This is a genomic window from Bradyrhizobium sp. Arg816 (genome assembly GCF_029989365.1).
Taxonomy (GTDB): Bacteria; Pseudomonadota; Alphaproteobacteria; order Rhizobiales; family Xanthobacteraceae; genus Bradyrhizobium.
This window is the reverse complement of sequence record NZ_JAPRAQ010000019.1, coordinates 53,224-73,103: the sequence shown is the minus strand read 5'-3', so window position 1 is coordinate 73,103 and position 19,880 is coordinate 53,224. Positions and strand designations below refer to the sequence as shown.

At 64.1% G+C, this 19,880-nt stretch carries 17 protein-coding genes; 6 read left to right on the top strand and 11 right to left on the bottom strand.

Features of this window, described 5'->3' with window-relative positions; all coding sequences use genetic code 11:
• Positions 1-227 precede the first annotated feature (227 nt).
• From OWC48_RS33515 to OWC48_RS33495, 5 genes are all read left to right on the top strand, one after another.
• The gene (locus tag OWC48_RS33515) at positions 228-809 is read left to right on the top strand and encodes an ABC transporter substrate-binding protein (protein ID WP_282523809.1); all 582 of its coding nucleotides are present in this window, start codon (positions 228-230) and stop codon (positions 807-809) included.
• Complete coding sequence (locus OWC48_RS33510) at positions 809-1,204, top strand: ABC transporter substrate binding protein (RefSeq protein WP_282523874.1); 396 nt, start codon at positions 809-811, stop codon at positions 1,202-1,204. Before OWC48_RS33515 ends, OWC48_RS33510 begins: the two co-directional genes overlap by 1 nt.
• A 186-nt stretch (positions 1,205-1,390) precedes the next feature.
• Entirely contained in the window at positions 1,391-1,951 is a 561-nt protein-coding gene (locus tag OWC48_RS33505; RefSeq protein WP_282523808.1) for a TetR/AcrR family transcriptional regulator, read from the top strand.
• Between the two features lie 80 nt (positions 1,952-2,031).
• Positions 2,032-2,892 (top strand): DMT family transporter, encoded by an 861-nt coding sequence (locus OWC48_RS33500; RefSeq protein ID WP_282523807.1) that lies wholly within the window; start codon positions 2,032-2,034, stop codon positions 2,890-2,892.
• Positions 2,893-3,041: 149 nt separating this feature from the next.
• Positions 3,042-3,893, top strand: a complete 852-nt coding sequence (locus tag OWC48_RS33495; RefSeq protein WP_282523806.1) for an alpha/beta fold hydrolase — start codon at positions 3,042-3,044, stop codon at positions 3,891-3,893.
• A gap of 198 nt (positions 3,894-4,091) precedes the next feature.
• On the opposite strand, the gene ftsH is transcribed toward OWC48_RS33495, so the two are convergent.
• The 10 genes from ftsH to tolQ form a co-directional block, all read right to left on the bottom strand.
• Entirely contained in the window at positions 4,092-6,014 is a 1,923-nt protein-coding gene (gene ftsH / locus OWC48_RS33490; protein ID WP_008136887.1) for an ATP-dependent zinc metalloprotease FtsH, read from the bottom strand.
• 283 nt (positions 6,015-6,297) lie between these two features.
• Positions 6,298-7,368 carry a tRNA lysidine(34) synthetase TilS gene (tilS, locus tag OWC48_RS33485; RefSeq protein WP_282523805.1) on the bottom strand — a complete coding sequence of 357 codons (1,071 nt, stop codon included), beginning with the start codon at positions 7,366-7,368 and terminating at the stop codon, positions 6,298-6,300.
• A gap of 72 nt (positions 7,369-7,440) precedes the next feature.
• The gene (gene ybgF, locus OWC48_RS33480) at positions 7,441-8,460 is read right to left on the bottom strand and encodes a tol-pal system protein YbgF (RefSeq protein WP_282523804.1); all 1,020 of its coding nucleotides are present in this window, start codon (positions 8,458-8,460) and stop codon (positions 7,441-7,443) included.
• A 184-nt stretch (positions 8,461-8,644) separates the two neighbouring features.
• Positions 8,645-9,133 carry a peptidoglycan-associated lipoprotein Pal gene (pal, locus tag OWC48_RS33475; protein WP_028152222.1) on the bottom strand — a complete coding sequence of 163 codons (489 nt, stop codon included), beginning with the start codon at positions 9,131-9,133 and terminating at the stop codon, positions 8,645-8,647.
• Between the two features lie 294 nt (positions 9,134-9,427).
• Positions 9,428-10,153: an N-acyl amino acid synthase FeeM domain-containing protein gene (locus OWC48_RS33470; RefSeq protein ID WP_014492409.1), complete on the bottom strand. Its 726-nt coding sequence runs from the start codon at positions 10,151-10,153 to the stop codon at positions 9,428-9,430.
• Positions 10,154-10,349: 196 nt separating this feature from the next.
• Positions 10,350-12,683, bottom strand: coding sequence for a bifunctional diguanylate cyclase/phosphodiesterase (locus OWC48_RS33465; RefSeq protein WP_282523803.1), 2,334 nt, complete (start codon positions 12,681-12,683; stop codon positions 10,350-10,352).
• A 290-nt stretch (positions 12,684-12,973) separates the two neighbouring features.
• Entirely contained in the window at positions 12,974-14,320 is a 1,347-nt protein-coding gene (gene tolB / locus OWC48_RS33460) for a Tol-Pal system beta propeller repeat protein TolB (protein WP_282523873.1), read from the bottom strand.
• Between the two features lie 41 nt (positions 14,321-14,361).
• On the bottom strand, positions 14,362-15,318 hold the full coding sequence (locus tag OWC48_RS33455; protein WP_282523802.1) for a protein TolA: 957 nt from the start codon (positions 15,316-15,318) through the stop codon (positions 14,362-14,364).
• Between the two features lie 4 nt (positions 15,319-15,322).
• Positions 15,323-15,772 (bottom strand): protein TolR, encoded by a 450-nt coding sequence (gene tolR / locus OWC48_RS33450; protein ID WP_282523801.1) that lies wholly within the window; start codon positions 15,770-15,772, stop codon positions 15,323-15,325.
• 43 nt (positions 15,773-15,815) lie between these two features.
• On the bottom strand, positions 15,816-16,532 hold the full coding sequence (gene tolQ, locus OWC48_RS33445; RefSeq protein WP_282523872.1) for a protein TolQ: 717 nt from the start codon (positions 16,530-16,532) through the stop codon (positions 15,816-15,818).
• 686 nt (positions 16,533-17,218) lie between these two features.
• Here tolQ and ggt point away from each other — a divergent pair.
• Entirely contained in the window at positions 17,219-18,925 is a 1,707-nt protein-coding gene (gene ggt, locus OWC48_RS33440; protein WP_282523871.1) for a gamma-glutamyltransferase, read from the top strand.
• A 219-nt stretch (positions 18,926-19,144) separates the two neighbouring features.
• Here the strand turns inward: ggt and OWC48_RS33435 are convergent, their stop codons facing one another.
• Complete coding sequence (locus OWC48_RS33435) at positions 19,145-19,855, bottom strand: SDR family NAD(P)-dependent oxidoreductase (protein ID WP_282523800.1); 711 nt, start codon at positions 19,853-19,855, stop codon at positions 19,145-19,147.
• Positions 19,856-19,880 lie beyond the last annotated feature (25 nt).

Genomic DNA, 19,880 nt, shown 5'->3' with positions numbered 1-19,880 from the left:
CATCAGCGAAGTGATGACACCTTTCATTGAGGTCCGCTTGGTGGGGTAGAGCGGACTGACTTTGCTCACTCTGAGTTCTTCGCATTTTGACCCTTAGCCGTCCTAAGCCACTTGCCGCATTCGCGACGCAGCATTTGCAGCCACAGAGTGCGACGACTGTACAGAGTGCGACGACTATCGTGACGTGATACTTTGCGCCCTCGTCCTTACGCTGCGATGAGGGGCGAATGAAACGGCGGGAGTTCATAGCGGGCACTGCGGCGCTGCTTGTTTCGCCAGGTTATTCGCGTGCGCAGGGAAAGCGCCGTCGGCTCGGCTTTCTTGCTGTGGGAGATGGAAGCGGGAAAGCCCTAAATCAAGCCGAGCTTGTGCTTCTCGATGCTCTGAGAAGCCTCGGCTGGATCGAGGGAAAAAATCTCGTCATAGATTATCGCTTTTCCCAACCCTCGGATCGACTGGCGGCTTCCGTCGCCGATCTGATTGCCCTCAGTCCCGAGCTGCTCATCGCTCCGGGACCGCATGCGGCCGTAGCGCTGAAGTCGGCAACAACCACCATTCCGATTGTATTCGTGAGTGTGGCCGATCCCGTGAAGCTTGGTCTCGTGCAAAGCCTGTCGCGACCCGGAGGCAACGTGACGGGCCTTTCAACCATGGTACCGGACGACTTCCTGGCGAAACGTCTCGAAATCCTTCGAGAACTTGTTCCCGGCGCCTCGAAAATCGCGCTCTTGGTCAATCCGACCAACCCAATGCAAAGGATATATCTCGCAGAAGACGTCCCCCAAGCCGGGAACTCGGCGTGGTTTTGATGCCGGTCGAAGCGACCACGGCCGACGAAATCGACGCCGCCTTTGCGTCCGCTGCCGCCGAGCACGCCGATGCGATCATCGATTTTGGCGATACGCTCACCTATGTCCAGGCACCGCGGATCATCGCGCTCGCTGCGAAGTATCGCCTGCCGGCAAACTATCTGTTCCGGCACTATGCTGATGGCGGACTGTCGGTGTACGGAGCCGACGCCCGCGATCTGTTCCGCCGCGCGGCGAGCTACGTGGACAAGATACTCAAAGGTACCAAGCCTTCTGACCTCCCGGTGGAACGGCCAACCAAATTCGAGCTTCTGATCAACATGAAGACCGCCAAGGCGCTCGGCCTCACCGTGCCGCCCTCGTTGCTTATCCGCGCCGACGAGGTGATCGAATAGCAACGACAATTGCGGCGGTGCATGAGTCCTTCCTGGCCCCGCGGCAGCCATTTCCGCGTTCAAAGCTGACGTCGGCTTTCGCCCCGAAGCGGGCACTTGCGGTTTAAAGACCGATTGGTCTATATATTTGTCATGAGCCGCCAAACCCCAGTGCAGTCGCCGCGTGGCCGCCCGCGAAGTTTCGACATGGACGCCGCCGTCGAACGCGCGATGGGCGTGTTCTGGTCACGCGGCTATCACGCCACAGCGCTGCCGGACCTGCTGCGTGCGACAAGGCTCTCGCGCGGCAGCCTTTACGCCGCGTTCGGCGACAAGCACTCGCTGTTCCTGCTTGCGCTTGATCGTTACATTGCCGATGCCGTTGCGCGGATGGATGTCGAACTCGCTCCCGCCAGAGAACCGATTGACGGCCTGCGGGCCTTCCTTGCCGGCTATCTCGACCGCATGAGCGGTGCCAATGGCCGGCGCGGCTGCCTGCTGGTGGCCACGGCCATGGAGCTGGCTGGCCAGGACGCGGAAGCCGGCCGTCGCATCGCAGGCTTTTTCAAAGTAATGGAGGCCCGGGTGGCGGATGCGTTTTCGCGGGCGAAGACGGCAGGCAAGCTGGTCGATGGTGTTGAGCCTTCAAGTGCCGCCCGAATTCTGGTCTGTTTCCTTTGGGGGCTCCGAGTGGTCGCCAAAACGGCACCGACACGGATCACATGGCAAGCCACCGTTAACGCGCTTCTCGACCGCTTCATCAGGTAGACAACCCATATGAGCCTTGGACGCCTCCGCCATCGACGCGTCGATATATAGACTGATCGGTCTTGAAAAGGAATGACGCCATGTCTGCTCTCCAGATCGTCTGCGCTGTGGCCGTTCCCCTGCTCTGGGGTTATCAGTTCGTGGTCATCAAAGTGGGCGTTACGGAGTTTCCGCCTCTCTTCTTCCTCGCACTGCGCTTCCTCGCCATGGCGCTGCTGCTCGTTCCGTTCGTCAAAAGACCCACGCGTCAACAGTTCGGCCCTGTCGCAGCTATTTCGTTCTTCCTTGGTGGACTGAACTTCGGGCTCTTCTATGTTGGCCTTGGGCTCGGCTCGGGAAGCCTGTCGGCCGTCGCCTATCAACTCGCCCCGCCCTTCACCGTCCTGCTGGCCTGGCCGCTGCTCGCGGAGCGGCCGTCTCTCGCCACGTCCGCCGGCGTGGTGCTGGCATTCGTCGGCGTGGTCGTGTTGGCAGCCGCGCCCGGCCTGTCGGCAAACGCGCTTCCGCTGCTGCTTGTGGTCGGGGCAGCCTTCGCATTCGCTACGTCCAACGTCCTGACGAAACGCTACGGACCTTTTGATCCCCTGATGTTGATGGGGTGGTCGTCGCTGCTCACGGTGCCGCAGGTCATGTTGATGTCGTTGCTGCTTGAATACGGACAAGTGGCGAGCCTCGTCACGGCGGATGGACGCGGCTGGCTGGCACTCGCCTACACGATCTTCATCGGAGGAATTGTCGGGTTCGGCCTTTGGTTCTGGCTCATCGCCCGCTGCTCCATCAGCCGCGTTGCCCCCTTCGGCCTGCTGCTTCCGGTGTTCGCCTTGACGTCGAGCGTGCTGTTCCTTGGCGAACGCATCACCCCCAACCTGATTGTCGGCGGACTGCTCGCGATATCGGGCGTGGCGATGACACAAGTCAGACCGAGCGCGCGACCCATTTGAGCCCGGACGTTGCGTTGTGGCATCGCTGTCGTCTGCCCGGCAACGGAGATCACGAGGCTTCACGTCTCGGTGGTAGACGGTGTTGCGACGTGACGTCCCCAACTTGCCGTGCGCTAATATCCGACGGTCGAACAGGAGGGCGTATCATCATGTTTCGCAATCTTCTCGCCGCACTTCTCGTCACGGTCGCGATCAGCGCGGCACATGCGGCGCCGCAATGGCTGAACCTGCCGCCGACGCCGACACTGCCCAAGGCGACGCAGAGCGGCTTCGCGCCCGTCAACGGCATCAAGGTCTGGTACGCAATTTTCGGCCGCGGCGAGCCCGTCCTGTTGCTGCATGGCGGCCTCGCCAACGCCAATTATTGGGGCCACCAGGTCCGCGCGCTGCAACGGCACTATCAGGTCATCGTCATGGACAGCCGCGGGCATGGACGCAGCAGTCGTAATCAGGAGCCGTATGGCTACGATCTGATGGCCTCGGACGTGGTCGCCCTGCTCGATTACCTCAAGATCAGGAACGCTGCGATCGTCGGCTGGAGCGACGGCGCGATCATCGGCCTCGACATCGCGATGAAGCATCCGGAGCGGGTCAGCAAGCTGTTCGCCTTCGCGGCGAATTCGGACCCGTCAGGCGTTGCCGACATCGCGTCGAGCGACGTCTTCAATGCCTACATCGCGAGAGCCGGCGAGGAGTACAAGCGCCTGTCGCCGACCCCGACCGAATACAAGAGCTTCGTCGCGGAGATCACCAAAATGTGGGAGAGCCAGCCGAAATGGACGGCGTCGGATCTTGCGGCGATCAAGGTCCCGACATGGATCGTGGACGGCGACCACGACGAGGCGATCAAGCGCGAGAACACCGAATTCATGGCGGCGAACATTCCGGGGGCCGGCCTGCTGATCCAGCCGGGGGTCAGTCACTTCTCGTTCCTGCAGGATCCCGAGCAGTTCAATGACGACGTGCTGCATTTTCTGGAGCGGAAGGATGCCGCGAAGTGAGATATCGTAGGGTGGGAAAGCGTAGCGTGCCCACCACTTCTGTCGCAATTGCCGAGAGATGGTGGGCACGGCGCAAGAGCGCCTTTGCCCACCCTACGAGACCGGAGCCTCGTTGCGAGCACGGCGCCTCCAATGACGGGGCCAACAAAAAACGCGGCGTTTCCGCCGCGTTTTTCAATTCGATTGGCCGCGTCTCGATTACGCCTGCGGCTGCGGCTCCAGGCCGGGATCCGGATCAGGCCGCGGGCGCGACTTGCCGGCCGGGGGCACGGCGGAGGCGCGCGGCGTGGTCGGCTCGAGCACGGACTCGCGGTTCGGCTTCTTGCCTTTGAGCAGGTCGACGATCTCGTCACCGGACAGCGTCTCGAACTCGAGCAAGCCCTTGGCGAGCGCCTCGAGGTCGGCACGCTTCTCGGTGAGAATGCGGGTCGCTTCGTTGTAGCCTTCTTCCACGAAACGCCGGATCTCGGTGTCGATCTTCTGGACCGTGGCTTCCGACGCGTTCTGGGTACGCGACACCGACATGCCCAGGAAAACCTCGTCCTGGTTCTCGCCGTAGGAGACGGTGCCGAGCGCCTCGGAGAGGCCCCAGCGCGTCACCATCATGCGGGCCAGGCGCGTCGCCTGCTCGATGTCGGAGGATGCACCCGAGGTCACCTTCTCACGGCCGAAGATCAGCTCCTCGGCGACGCGGCCACCCATCATGATGGCGAGGCGCGAGGTCATCTGCTCCAGCGACATCGACAGCTTGTCGCGTTCGGGCAGCTGCATCACCATGCCCAGCGCACGGCCGCGCGGAATGATGGTCGCCTTGTGGATCGGATCGGTCGCGACGACGTTGAGGCCGACGATGGCGTGGCCACCCTCGTGATAGGCCGTCAGCAGCTTCTCTTCCTCGGTCATGACGAGCGACTTGCGCTCAGCGCCCATCATCACCTTGTCCTTGGCCTCTTCGAACTCGGCCTGCGTCACCATCCGCTTGTTGCGGCGGGCGGCGGTCAGCGCGGCTTCGTTGACGAGGTTCATCAGGTCGGCGCCGGAGAAGCCGGGGGTGCCGCGCGCGATGGTCTTGAGGTTGATATCCGGCGCCAAGGGCACCTTGCGGACGTGAACCTTGAGGATCTGCTCGCGGCCGACGACGTCGGGATTGGGCACCACGACCTGACGGTCGAAGCGGCCCGGACGCAGCAGCGCGGGATCGAGCACGTCGGGACGGTTGGTCGCCGCGATCAGGATCACGCCCTCGTTGGCCTCGAAGCCGTCCATCTCGACCAGCAACTGGTTCAGCGTCTGCTCGCGCTCGTCATTGCCGCCGCCGAGACCGGCGCCACGGTGACGGCCGACCGCGTCGATTTCGTCGATGAAGATGATGCAGGGCGCGTTCTTCTTGGCCTGCTCGAACATGTCGCGGACGCGGCTGGCGCCGACGCCGACGAACATTTCGACGAAGTCCGAACCCGAAATGGTGAAGAACGGCACGTTGGCTTCGCCCGCGACCGCACGCGCGATCAGGGTCTTGCCGGTGCCGGGAGGGCCGACCAGCAGCACGCCGCGCGGAATGCGGCCGCCGAGGCGCTGGAACTTGCCGGGGTCGCGCAGGAATTCGACGATCTCCTGCAGGTCCTGCTTGGCTTCGTCGACGCCGGCGACGTCCTCGAAGGTGACGCGGCCATGGGCCTCGGTCAGCATCTTGGCGCGCGACTTGCCGAAGCCCATCGCCTTGCCGGCGCCGCCCTGCATCTGCCGCGACAGGAAGATCCAGACGCCGATCAGCGCGATGAAGGGCAGCCAGGAGACCAGCAGCGAGACGAACCACGGCACGTTGTCGCCGGGCGGCTTCGCGGTGATCTGGACCTTGCTGTCATAGAGGCGCTTCACCAGCGTCGGATCGTTCGGCGCATAGGTCTGGAAGCTCGAGCCGTTGGTGAAGGTGCCGTGGATGTCCGGGCCCTGGATCACGACGTCGCGCACATTGCCGCGGTCAACTTCGCTCAGGAGCTGGGAGAAGGCGATGTCCTGCGAGGAGGCGCGCTGGCCCGGATTCTGGAAGAGCGTGAACAACGCCAACAGCAGCAAGACAATGATGACCCAGAGGGCGAAATTGCGCAGATTGGCGTTCATCGATCTTCCTTCGTGGTCGCGCGGATCGCGGCCTGATCCTTGGGCCGTAGCAGTTATTTTGTCAGTGCGAGGAAATCCCCAAGGAATCCTCTTGGTTAGACGGATACAATCTAGGTGCCGCCCCGGTCGCTGCCAAGGGAACGAGATGGGACTATTTATCCCATCTTAGAGCGATTCCCGCTGAAATAATGGCGATCTGCCCGGGGTTTTTCCTGCCTGGTTCCTGCCTGGTTAAGGTGTCCTGACGGCGCGCGGCGGAAACGGCCGGTGTCATGATCCGCCCTCATCCGCCCCTCATCCGTCCCTTGGACCGCCGGGCCGGCGCCGGTGCGATGTGGATACGCCCCCCGGCAAGGCTGATCAAGGCTCCCGCAAGGGTCTGCTTCAGGACCGGCCGGCCATTTGCGGCTGCGCGGGGGCTTGCAGCGATGGCCTGATCGAGCGCGGCCAAGAGGGTTTCGACCTTGCCGAGTTCCGCCGGCCCCTCATGGCCAAGGGCATTGACGGCCCGCAGCAGGAGCCGCAGCCGGACCTCCTCCGGCAGATTGGCGAATGCCGAGGCCTCGAAGCTGCGACCGCGCGCCTGCGGCGCATCGCCGCGCATCCGAAGCTGAAGGAAGCGTTCGGCGCCATCGACCAGCACGTCGACCGCCGCATTGGCGCGCGCCAGCCTGCCTGCGAGCCGCGCCAGGCTCCTGCTGTCGCCCCCCTCGGCCGCGAGCTGCGGCAGCAGCGCGCGCAGCCGCGGCCGGGTGAAGGTGGTGTCGCGATTGGTGGGATCATCGGCAAAGCCGATCTTCGCCCGCCTCAAGGTCGCGATCAGCTGCGACTTCGGGACATCGAGCAGCGGCCGCACCAGCACGACGCCCTCACGCTCCGTGAGGCGCGCCATCGCCGACAGCCCCGCAAGCCCGCTGCCGCGGACAAGGCGCATCAACAGGGTCTCGGCCTGGTCGTCGCGGGTGTGGGCGGTCAGCACATGGCTCGCGCCGACATTGCGCGCGGCTTGCGCAAGCAGGCGGTAGCGGGCTTCGCGCGCAGCGGCGGGCAGTCCGGTGTTCGGCTTCGCGCCGTGCCAGCGCAGGGTCCGGTGCGCCAGCCCGAGTTCAGCCGCCAACCGCTTGACATCGCGCGCCTCGCGCGCCGCCTCCGGGCGCAGGCCGTGATCGACGGTGACGACGGTCAGTTGCGGACCGCGTGCCAGGCCGCGCCTCCAGCGTGCGGCGAGCCACATCAGCGCGACCGAGTCAGGTCCGCCGGAGACCGCGAGCACCAGCGCGGGCGCGCTTCTGAGCTCGGCGAAGAGTTGCTTCGCCGCGCGCGCCGAGATCGGTGAATTGTCGTCGTCTGACATGACGCTGCCCAGGCAATCGCCAGACTATTTAGCGCGGCGCCATCCGCATTGTCAGCGCGCAAATATTGCGCGTCAGCACTTCACCCGCTTCTGCTCGCGATCGACGGCGGATTTGACGCCGGCGGAGGCGCGCGGATATTTGCGGCCGACCTCGCCGAAGGCGGCGCAGGCGGCTTCCTTCTCCTTCAACGCGGCCAGCGACTGGCCGAGCCGCAGCAGCGCATCCGGCGCCTTGGCGGATTTGTCGTATTTGGTGGTGACGGCGAGGAAGGCTTCCGCGGAGTCGCGATATTGCTGGCGCTGGAAATAGCTTTCGCCGAGCCAGTATTGCGCATCGCCGAGCAGCGGATCGCTCGGATGTTTCTGCGCAAAGTTCTTCATGGTCTGCTCGGCGAGCGCATAGTCCTTGCGCTGCATGTAGCCGATGCCGAGGTCGAACTCGTCGCGCGGCGTTGCAGATGGCGGCAGGGTGGTCAGGCCGGCGCCCCCGGCGGGCCCCTGCTGGGCCGGCGGATAGCCGGGCTGGGCTGCCGGCGGCACGCCTTGCTGGTAGCGCGGGCTGGTGTTGGCGAGATCGAGCGGCTCGCCGGCAGCACGCCCGCCGGGCGCGCCTGCCGCCATCGGCTGCTGCCCACCACCGAGCGCGCGCGGCGCGCCGGGCGCATTCGGGTTCTGGTTCGGATCGAAGGAATCACCGCGGCGGCGCACGCCGGGCGCACCGGGCGCCGGCTGCTCCTGAACGATCGGCGCGGGAGCAGCGATCTGCGGCTGCTCGTAATTCGGCTGGGCCTGTTGCTGCTGGCGATAGGCCGGCGCCGACTGCGCCGGCGGTACGGCTGCGACAGAGGGTTGGACCGGCACCTGTCCGGGCGCGGCTTGCGCGCCTCCCTCGAGCGCCCGCAGCCGCTCCTCGAGCTGGCGGTTGCGATATTGCAGCTCCTCGTTCTGGCCGGTGAGCTGGCGCAGCTGGTTCTCCAGCCGCTCGATCCGCATCTCGGGATCATCGTCCGACTGCGCCAGTGCGGGCGAGCACAAAGTGAACAGCGCGGCGATTGCCACGGTGCCGGTAAAGACCTTGGATCTGGATGACATCTTGCCCTGACGACGAAAACGAAATCTGCGACGGAACCTGCGACGCGCCACACATTGAAAGGCAGTACGCCAAAAATGTGACTGGCACCACGGGGTTTCGGTCACAGATGGCTGAAACGAAACCGGCGCCCGAGAGGGCGCCGGCATAATCGGTTCCTGAAGATGAACGGCGCCTGACTGATCGTCAGGAGCTCGCGTTCAGCACCGTGACGGCGCGACGGTTCTGCGACCAGCAGGAGATATCGTTACAGACGGCGACCGGCCGCTCCTTGCCGTAGGAGATCGTGCGCATGCGGTTCGGATCGATGCCGCGCGAGGCGAGGAACGAACGCACCGACTGGGCGCGACGGGCGCCGAGTGCGATGTTGTATTCGCGGGTGCCGCGCTCGTCGGCATGCCCCTCGATGGTGAAGCTGTACTGCCGATAGTTCTGGAGCCACTGCGCCTGCTTCTCCAGGGTCACGATCGCCTGCGGCGTCAGATCGGTCTGGTCGCTCTCGAAGAACACGCGGTCGCCCACGTTAACGACGAAATCCTGCTGACTGCCGGGCGTCGCAGCATTGGCCATCGCATCCGTCGCTGCGTTCTTGTTCGCGCATGCGCCCATCGACAGCGCGATCGCAACCACCGCGGCCAGCTTCAATCCCTGGAGGATACGCATAGGATATTTCATTCCGGAGCCTCCACGCTCACGTTCGTCCACTGCTGTCCGGTCTACAGGGGGTTGGTTAAGCGAACGTTCCGTCAACCTTGATGGAACCTTGCTTCAGCCGGTCAAATGCCCCCAAACCGCGAAAAGCAACCGTCATGGTTAATGGGTTCTAAATGTGGCGCGAGGGTGAAGCAACCTGCAGCAACCGGCAAAAGTGCAGGTTTTTGCTGGAATTTTGGGCTCGGACGAATGATGGGGATGAACGGAGCCCCGGTCGAAAGGCGCGCGGCGGCTCGAGGCGGCGACGGCCGGCAATCAGACGTGAACGGCTTCCGGCACCAGTGAGGACCGCTGCGGGATCTCGCGCTGCCCGCCGCGCCCGAACAGCATCCGCCGCTCGAAGGCGGTGGAGCGCATGATCGGATAGCGCTCGAACACCTTCTTCCGGAAGGTCGGGAAATCGGCCGCCATCAGTCCGAACGGCTTGGTGAGACCCGGAACCAGGCGGGGCTCGGCAATCGTCTCGTGCAGGAACACCCGCCGGTAGAAGGCCTGATGCTCGGGACGCACGATGGCGAGGCCGAGATCGGCATTGAAGTGCTCGCACGCCATGTAGGCGAGCCGGGTCGTCAGATAGGGCAATTCCGGTACCCGCTTCACCTGGTCGGGATCGGCGACAAAGCGGGTCGGGTCGATCATGACCTCGCCGCGATCGAGCCGCGGCAGCAGGATGTCGGGGAAGACGTCGGCCGAAGTGGACTCGCGCCATTCCGAAGTCAGCACGCTGATGCGCACGGAGCTGCAGAGCTGGCCGCGGAGATAGACGCCGAAGGTCCACGCGTTCGGCAGCTCGTCGTAGCGGTCGGTGACCCGGGCTTCCGCGGATTCCCTGACGGCACCCTCGCGCAGATAGGCGCGGTAGCGGAGGTTGTAGATTTGCTCCTTCTCCGCGTCCGTCTCCGCGAGATGATAGTCGACGTCGGTCAGAAGCTCCGCTCCCCGTCCAACAGCCGAAATGACAGATCTGGCTGAGGACTGCATTCGAACTCCTTACCCACCACCTACAACGACACGCGAGCCCGGGCCATTTGCCGCTGAACAACTTACGCGCGCGTGACGATTTATTAACACCTCCTTAACGACGATGCAAAGCAATCGACGCGATAGGGTTAACCTCCGTAGCACTACGGTAGGTTCAGCAACTGCCTGAGACGACGTGCAATTTCTGGATGTGGACTCAGGCGAAGGAGCGTGAGCCGACGACCTGGAGCAGGCTCTCGCCGCGCCGCCCATGCGAGGCGTTGAGGAGCTGGCGCATCCGCACGGCGGGCACCGGACGGCTGAACAGATAGCCTTGCGCCTCGGAGACGGTGCCGTCGGCGCTGATCAGCTCGAGCTGCTCGTTGGTCTCGATGCCCTCGACCACCACCGCCATGCCGAGGTCGGCTGACAGCCGCGCCACGCCACGCAGCAGCGTCAACGGCCGGTCGGTGTCGATGCCCTCGAGGAAGGAGCGGTCGATCTTCACCTTCTGCATCGGGAAATTGTGCAGATAGCTGAGGCTGGAATAGCCGGTGCCGAAATCGTCGAGCGAGATGCGCACGCCGAGCGCATGCAATTGCGACAGCGTGTCGTGGGTGAGCTGGGTGTTACGAAGCAGCGAGGACTCCGTGATCTCGATCTCCAGCCGGTGGGCCGGCAGCCCCGAGACCTCGAGCGCGTAGCGGATTTCGCTGAGCACGTCGCGCTGGTGGAATTGCTGCGGCGAGAAGTTGACGGCGACGCTGACGCTGTCGGGCCACTTCATGCATTCCATGCAGGCGCGGCGCAGGATCCAGCGGCCGAGATCGACGATCAGCCCCATGTCCTCGGCGACCGGGATGATGTCGACCGGCGAGACCGTGCCGCGCACCGGATGATTCCAGCGCAGCAGCGCCTCGCAGGTGGTGATCTTGCCGGACTTCAGATTGACCAGCGGCTGGTAGAACAGCTCGAACTCCTCGTTGGCCAGCGCCTTGCGCAGGTCGAGCTCGAGGATGCGGCGGGCCTCGACGGTCGCCGCCATCTCGTCGCGGAAGAAGCAGAAGGTGCCGCGGCCGTCGGCCTTGGCGCGGTAGAGCGCCATGTCGGCGTTCTTGAGCAGCGTGTCGGCCCTGACGTCGCCGTCCGGCGAGGTCAGCGCGATGCCGACGCTGGCGCCGATCTCGACCAGATGATTGTCGATGCGGTAGCGCTCGCTCAGGCGTTCGACGATGCGGCGGGCGAGGCTCGCGGCATCCTCGGCCGAGCTGATGTTTTGCTGGAACACGACGAACTCGTCGCCGCCGAAGCGCGCGACGAAATCCTCGGGGCGCAGCATCTCGCGCAGGCGGTTGGCGACCGCGCACAGGAGCTGGTCGCCGCAGGGATGGCCGAGCGTGTCGTTGACCTGCTTGAACTGGTCGAGATCGACGAACAGCAGCGCGGAGAGGCGCTCGGCATCGTGCGAGATCGCCAGCAACCGTTCGATCTCGTCGCGGAACGAGACCCGGTTGGGCAGCGCCGTGAGCTCGTCATAGCGGGCGAGATGGGTGATCCGGGCTTCCGCGTTGGTGCGTTCGGTGATGTCTTCCAACAGCAGCACCGTACCGCCGCCGGTCATCGGCTGGAACGTCCAGGCGAGCGCGCGGCCGCGCGAGGAATCCGGATCGGCGGTGGCGATCTCGCAGATCCGCGCATGCTCGATCTCGGCCAGGATCTGCTTGCCGCTCTCGACCGAGATGGAGCCTGCGGCGACGCAGGCCGACACGATGTCGGCAGCGGTGGCGCCACGCTTGACCAGATCTTCGGGCAACGCCATCAGCTCGCCGAAGCGGTGGTTCATCACCGCAAGGCGGCCGTCCGCGCGAAACATGCACAGGCCATGCGGCATGTTGTTGAGCGCGGTGTCGAACTGGCTTGCCAGCGCGGATTCACGGAAGCTCGAGGTCAGCGCCTTGACGAAGATCGCATGCAGGCTGAGATTGATGTTCTTCAGCCCGACGAAGAAGAACACGAGCAGGATGGCGAGCCCGATGTGGTAGAAGCCGCCATGCAGCAGCAGCGCAAGCGACATCGGTGCGCAGGCGAGCGCGACGTGCCACTGGATCACCCGGGGCTGGCCGTAATTGCGGGCGGCGCCGCCGGCGGTGTAGCCGATGCCGATGGCGACACAGAGCATGTCGGCAATCGGATCATCGTTGTTATAGATGACGACGAAGGACCACAGGCCGAGCACCGCCGCATAGCTGAGCGCGCCGAGCCAGTAGCGCGGCTCCAGGTGCTTGGCTTCCTCGAATGACAATGGGTGCGTGCGGTTTTCGTATCCGCGCATCTGGAACGCGCGCGCGGTGCCGATGGCGATCAGCAGAAATGCGAGCGGCCACAGCCAGACGTCGCCGGTCTTCAACGCAGTCATGACCGCGGCCACGGCCGCGGAGGCCGAGCCCAGGAAGATCGCCCAGAAATTCTGCACCATAGAGTTGATGAGAGCGGCGTAGAGTATCGGCTCCAGCTCGTCTCGATCGCTCTGCTTCTGGTCGGCCAGCTGCATCGGCTTGTTACGCGTCCTGTTTGGCGCGTACTTTTACCCAGACCTGATGAAGCCTTTCTGAGGGAACATCGTTAAAGTCGAGTTGTTTTTCGGCAATAGCGAACATGTTTCCGCTGAAATATCAAGCAGCTAGGCAAGCGTTGCCGGGCACAAGGTGAAGGAAAGCTTGCGTCCTGCACCAAACCCCGAAAAAATCGGCATGTTTTTTCGGAAACATCGCGCGTCTGAACGCGCAATGTCTTAGCCCCGATGTTTCACGCGAACCTGTATCCACTTCGCTCGCAAGCGCTCTAGCCGGGTGTCGAGGACAGCAGCGGCGACCATGCCGGGTCGGAGGCGAAGCCCGGCGTCGGCACCTTGAGCTCGTTGCGGCCGGAGATGTCGACGGAGAACAGCGAGGGCCCGCCGCTGCCGCCGGGATCGCGGAAGAACATCAGCACGCGGCCGTTCGGCGAGAAGGTCGGCCCTTCGTTGTGATAGCCCGAAGTGAGGAGACGCTCGCCGGAGCCGTCCGGCTTCATGACCCCGATCGAGAACTGCCCGCCGCCCTGCCTGGTGAAGGCGATGTAATCGCCCTTCGGCGACCACACCGGCGTCGAATAGGTGGCGTTGGTGTCGTCCTTGGAGAAGGAGATGCGCTGCGCCTGTCCGCCGCCCGCGGCCATCACATAGATCTGCGACCTGCCGCCGCGATCGGACTCGAAGCAGATGCGGGTGCCGTCTGGCGAGTAGGACGGAGAGGTGTCGATCGCCGGCGTGTCGGTGAGGCGCGTGGTCGAGCGCGAGCGCAGATCCATCACGAACAGGTTGGAATTGCCGCCCTGCTGCAGGCTCATGATGACGCGCTGGCCGTCCGGCGAGAAGCGCGGCGCAAATGTCATGCCGGGGAAGTTGCCGACGATCTCGCGCTGGCCGGTCTCGATGTTGAAGAGATAGACCTTCGGATCGCCCTGGCCGAACTCCATGTAGGTGATCTCTTGCGAGTTCGGCGAGAAGCGCGGCGTCAGCACGAGGTCGGAGCCGCGGGTCAGATAGCGCACATTGGCGCCGTCCTGGTCCATCATCGCGAGCCGCTTGACGCGGCGCTCCTTCGGCCCGGTCTCGTCGACGAACACGACGCGGCTGTCGAAATAGCCCTTCTCGCCGGTCATCCGCTCGTAGATCTGGTCGGAGATGATGTGGGCGATGCGGCGCCAATATTCCGGCGACGTGAAATATTGCTGGCCCGCGAGCTGCTGGCCGGAGATGACGTCCCACAGGCGGAATTCGGCCTTGAGCCTTCCGTCCTGCTGCCGCGTCATGCGGCCGGTGACGAGGGCCTGCGCGTTGATGGTCTTCCAGTTCTGGAATTGCGGCGCGACGTCGATGTTGCTGATGCGCTCGATGAAGGCGGCCTGGTCGATCGGGGCAAACAGGCCCGAGCGCTTGAGATTGTTGGTGATGACCTGCGTAACGCCGTTGCCGACGTCGCCGTCGGACGGCGAGCCCGGCACGAAGTTGCTGATTGCGATCGGGATCGGCTGGAATTCGGTTGGGTCGATGCGAAGGCGCCCCTGCTGGCCCTGGGCGAAGGCGTGTCCGCCTCCGAGCATCGCAAGCGTCGATCCGGTCAGGGTCATGAAGCGGCGGCGGTTCATCGAGCTCACGTCATTCATCGCAAAAATCTTTTGTTCTGATGTCACAACATATCTTTCAGGCCGAAAGTCATCGGGATGAGCTTCCAGCTCTCGTACTGCTGCTTCGGCATGAACGAGTAGACCTGACACTGCACGATGGCGCGCTTGGCGCTCTCCGCCACCGCCTGGGCAATCGACCGCGAAGGTCCGCGCACCGCGACGACGATGGGCTCGGACGCGAGCGATCCGTCGATCTTCATGGGAATATCGATGTCGGCCTCGTACTGGTCGGCATCCTGCCCGTTATAGGTCGGCGTGAAGCAGCGCTTGACCGCGCCCTGGAACGCGCCGCGCCAGGTCGCGACATTGGCAACGGCCGTGCCGGTCGCCGATCCCAGCGAAGCCGACGCATTCAGCGCCGTTCCCGTGAGTTCGTGCCGGGTCGCGGCGCGCTTGTCGAGGTCGCGCTGGATCTGCGCGGGATCGAAGCTGCGCTCCTTGGGCTTCGGCTGCTGCTGCGGCTGCACGGCCGCGACCTTTTGCTCGACCGGCTTGGGCGGCGGCTTCTTGGTCTCCAGCTTCTTCTGGAGCTCGGCGATCGGATCTTCCTTGGCCGGATCAGGCTTCTTTTCCTGCGGCTTCGGCTCTTCTTTGGGCTTGGCCTCGGCAACGGGCTTGGGCGGCTCGGGCTTCTTCTCGACCGGCTTCTCGGCGGGTTTCGGCGGCGGCTCGGGCGTCGAGTTGGTCTTGATCAGCTCTTTCTTCTCGGTGACCTTGCCGACCGCGTCTTCCTCGGGCTTGGCCTCGGCGATCTTCTCGACCTTGGGCTTCGGCTCTTCCTTCTTGCCGGTCTTCTGCCCCGACATCATCTGCGCAAGCTGATCGGTGGAGATGATGTCGATCGGAAGCGACTCTTCCGCGACAAAGGCCTTGCTGCTAAAGGTGACCAGTCCCCATCCAAGCACGAGGACGTGGAGGGCAATCGACGCAACGAGTGTCTTGTCGACGTTCACCTTCACCGGTTTACCCCTGATCCGCCTCGGTCACGAGCGCCAGCTTCTTGAAGCCTGCGCCGGACAACAGGCCCATGACCTTGGCCACCGTTCCGTAATCCGCCTTCTTGTCCGCGCGCAGATAGATGCGCTCCTCGAGCCCGCCGCGCGCGTCCGTGATCGCCTTCAGCTTCGGGATCAACTCGTTGATCGCGATCTCGGCGTCGTTGATGAACACCTTGCACTTGATGTCGACCGACATCTGGATCGGCTTCTGATCGTTGTTTTCGAGGCTCTTGGCCTGGGTCTGAGGCAGGTCGAGCGGCACACCGACCGTCAACATCGGAGCCGACACCATGAAGATGATGAGCAGCACCAGCATCACGTCCACCATCGGCGTGACGTTGATCTCGGCCACGACCGGCTTGCGCCGGCCGCGGCGCCCGCCGCCTCCGGACGAACTGGCTACGTTCATCGCCATGATCGAGTGCCCAAATTGCCCCTCACACTATACATGCCGTCCGTCAGCCCCGCTCGTCGATCTGACGCGACAGAATGGCGGAAAATTCATCGGCGAAACCTTCGAGCCGCTGGGCCTGCCGGTTCACCTCGGACGTGAACTTATTGTAGAAAATAGTGGCAGGAATGGCGGCGATAAGGCCGACGGCGGTCGCAAACAACGCTTCGGCAATGCCGGGCGCCACCACCGCCAGGGAGGTATTTTTCGACGCCGCGATCGACTGGAAGCTCGACATGATGCCCCAGACCGTGCCGAACAGGCCGACGAAGGGGCCGGCGGAGCCGACGGTGGCGAGCACCAGCAGGCGGCGTTCCAACCGCTCGACCTCGCGCGCAATCGAGACGTTCATGACCTTGTCGATGCGCATCTGAAGACCGGCGACCGAACGGGCCTGGTTCTCGAAGGAACGCTTCCACTCGCGCATCGCGGCAACGAAGCAGGCCGCCATGGAATGCGTCGGCTTGGCCGAGAGCTGCCGATAGAGCTCCTCGATCGATTCGCCAGACCAGAATGCCTGCTCGAACCGGTCCATCGAGCGCCGCGTGCGCGCGTAAAGAAAGATCTTGTCGATCGCAATGGCCCAGACCCAGACCGAGCAGGCGAGAAGCCCCAGCATCACCGCTTTCACGATCCAGTGAGCCTGCCAGAACAGCGCAATCAGCGACACGTCCGCGGAAGCGGCAACCGGAAGGGCTGACTGAGCCACGTCGGCCGGATTCATAAGCAGTATCCTCTCAAGGCGATCATTTACCTGACCTCTCCGGCCAGCAAATGGCTGCCGGTTCCCCAACAGCCGCGCTAGAACCGGCGCGGCCGGCAAGCCCGCTCAAAGCCTTGTCTTTCTGGGGTGCAGGGGCTCGTCCAAAGCCGGCCGTCTGCATTCCCTGCCAAGATGTCAAAACTATGGGCCTTGAGCACGGCTCCGGGCACGACTGTCCGCAATTACCAGAGCCCGCCGATGGTTAACGTGCGGTTACCACGGCCGAATTTGGCTGCCGGAAAGGTAGGCAGCGCAGGCGGTTGGCCGCTTTGCCGCGGGACATGGCCGCCGACGGATAGGAGCCGCCCGCTCCGGGCAAGATCGGTTCCCTCCCTCCTTGCGGGGGAGGGCCAGGGAGAGGGGTACCACACGGAGACTCCAACGAAACGAAGAAATCGGAAGCGCGCAACGGCGCCTTTTCCTGGGCTACCCCTCTCCCCCGCCCTCCCCCGCAAGGGGGGAGGGAGCGCAGTGTGCTCCGTGCGGGCACCCGATTTCTTACGCTGTCCGTTCGATCACCGCTGCCATCAGCGGTCGATTTGCCCGACGGATTCAGCCTGATAGGCTGCATAGACCAACAAGGGCCGGGACAGCCGGCCTCGCCAAGGGAGCAAGCCGTGCAAAATGCGGGAACACACCTGCGGTCGATGGCCGCCGCGATCATATCGATCAGCCTCGTCACGTTCATCCCCGCGCGCGCTGCGTCGGTCGCGCCGGTCGCCGCGCAAAACGGCATGGTGGTGTCCGCGCAGCATCTGGCAACCCAGGTCGGTGTCGATGTGCTGAAGCGCGGCGGCAATGCCGTCGATGCCGCTGTGGCCGTCGGCTATGCCTTGGCCGTCGTCTATCCGGCCGCCGGCAATCTCGGTGGTGGCGGCTTCATGACGATCCAGCTCGCCGACGGCCGCAAAACCTTCCTCGATTTCCGCGAGACCGCGCCCAAGGCGGCGACGGCCAACATGTATCTCGACAAGGATGGCAACGTCATCAAGGGCATCTCGACCAAGGGGCATCTGGCTGTGGGTGTGCCAGGCTCCGTCTCGGGCATGGAATATGCGCGCGAAAAATACGGCACCATGAAGCGCGCCGACCTGCTCGCTCCCGCGATCCAGCTTGCCGAACAGGGATTTGTGCTCGACCAGGGCGACATCGACCTGCTGCGCACGGCAACGGACGATTTCAAGGACGATCCGGCATCGAGCGCCATCTTCCTCAACAACGGCCAGCCGTTCGGCGTGGGCGATCGACTGCTGCAATCCGAACTGGCGAAAACCCTGCGCGAGATCAGCAGCAAGGGCACCGACGGCTTCTATAAAGGCTGGGTCGGCAGCGCCATCGTGGCATCGAGCCAGGCCGGCAAAGGCCTGCTGACGCAGGACGACCTCGACGGCTACAAGACGCGCGAGCTTGCACCTGTCGAATGCGACTATCGCGGCTATCACGTGATTTCCGCGCCGCCGCCGAGCTCGGGCGGCGTCGTCATCTGCGAGATCCTGAATATCCTGGAGGGCTACCCTCTGAAGGAGCAGGGCTACCATTCCGCGCAGGCCGTGCACGTGCAGATCGAGGCCATGCGGCATGCTTACGTGGACCGCAACAGCTATCTCGGCGATCCGGATTTCGTGAAGAATCCGCTCGATCGCCTGCTCGACAAGAATTACGCGACCAAGATCCGCGCCGTGATCGATCCGAACAAGGCCGGGATCTCCAAGGACATCAAGCCGGGCGTCGCGCCGCACGAGGGCAGCAACACCACGCACTATTCAATCGCGGACAAGGACGGCAACGCGGTATCGGTGACGTACACGCTGAACGATTGGTTCGGCGCCAAGGTGACGGCGGCCAAGACCGGCGTGCTGCTGAACGACGAAATGGACGACTTCACGGCCAAGGTCGGGGTGCCGAACCTGTATGGCCTGGTGCAGGGTGAGGCCAACGCTATTGCTCCCGGCAAGCGTCCACTGTCCTCGATGAGCCCGACCATCGTCACCAAGGACGGCAAGACGGTCATGGTGGTGGGCACGCCCGGCGGCAGCCGCATCATCACGGCGGTCCTGCAAACCATGATCAATGCGATCGACTACGGCATGAACGCGCAGGAGGCCGTCGACATGCCGCGCATCCACCAGCAATGGCTGCCCGATCTGACCAACGTCGAGAACTATGCGCTGTCACCGGACACGCAGAAGATCCTGGAAGGCATGGGCCACAAATTCGGACCGCCGCAGCCGGCGAACCATCTCGCGGTCATCATCGTCGGCGCGCCGTCACTGAACGGCGAGCAAGTCGGCAATAATCGTTATTACGGTGCGAACGATCCGCGTCGGAACAGCGGGCTAGCTGCGGGATATTGATCGTCTACGCCATCCTCACGACTGTCATACCCCGCGACCCGGCTACGCCAAGGCTTCGCCGGGGCTGCCGTCCAGGGGCGCCGAAGCTTTAGCGTAGGCGGCAAGCGGGGTATCCAGTACGCCGCGGCCCCCCCCGCATCTCAATGCTGCCTCTGGAATACTGGATTGCCCGCTTTCGCGGGCAATGACGGCGGGAGATGTGGTCGGGATCCCTGCCCCTCACCACTTCTCCTTCGACGTCCGCACGTCGAGCTCGAACGACCAGGCGCGCTCGGGCTGGCGATAGAGGAAGGCGAAGGCATCGACGATGCCATCGATGTCGATCAGGCTGTCCTCGCGGCCGGCCGCATCCAGGAACCGTGAAAAAATCTTGTCGCCGGCGATCGCGCCGTCGACCACGACATGGCCGACATGGATGCCGTCGCTCGCGTATTCCTTGGCCATCGCCTGCGCCAGCGTGCGCAGGCCGGCCTTGGACGAGTTGAAAGCGCCGTAGCCGGAGCGTCCGCGCAGCGAGGCACTGGCGCCGGTGAACAGCAGCGTGCCGGTCTTCTTCGGCACCATGCGGCGCACCGCCTCGCGGCCGAACAGGAAGCCGCCGAAGCAGACCACGCGCCAGGCGTTCTCGAAATAGTCGGCCTCCATGTCGATGATCTTGCCGGGCGTGTTGTTGCCGGCGTTGTAGATGGCGAGGTCGAGGTTGTCGCCGGCGGCATCGAACAGCGCGACGATGTCTCCCTCCTTGGTCGCATCAGCAACGAAGGGCACGGCTGCGCCACCCGCCTTCGTGATGTCGTCGACAACGGCCTGCAAGGCAGACAGCGTCCGGCCCGCGACGATCACCTTGAGCCCATCGGCCGCAAAACGCTTGCAAAGCCGGGCCCCGAGCCCGCGGTCCGGACCAACGCCGATCACGATTGCCGTCTTCATTGCAACTCTCCTGGGGTTGATAGGG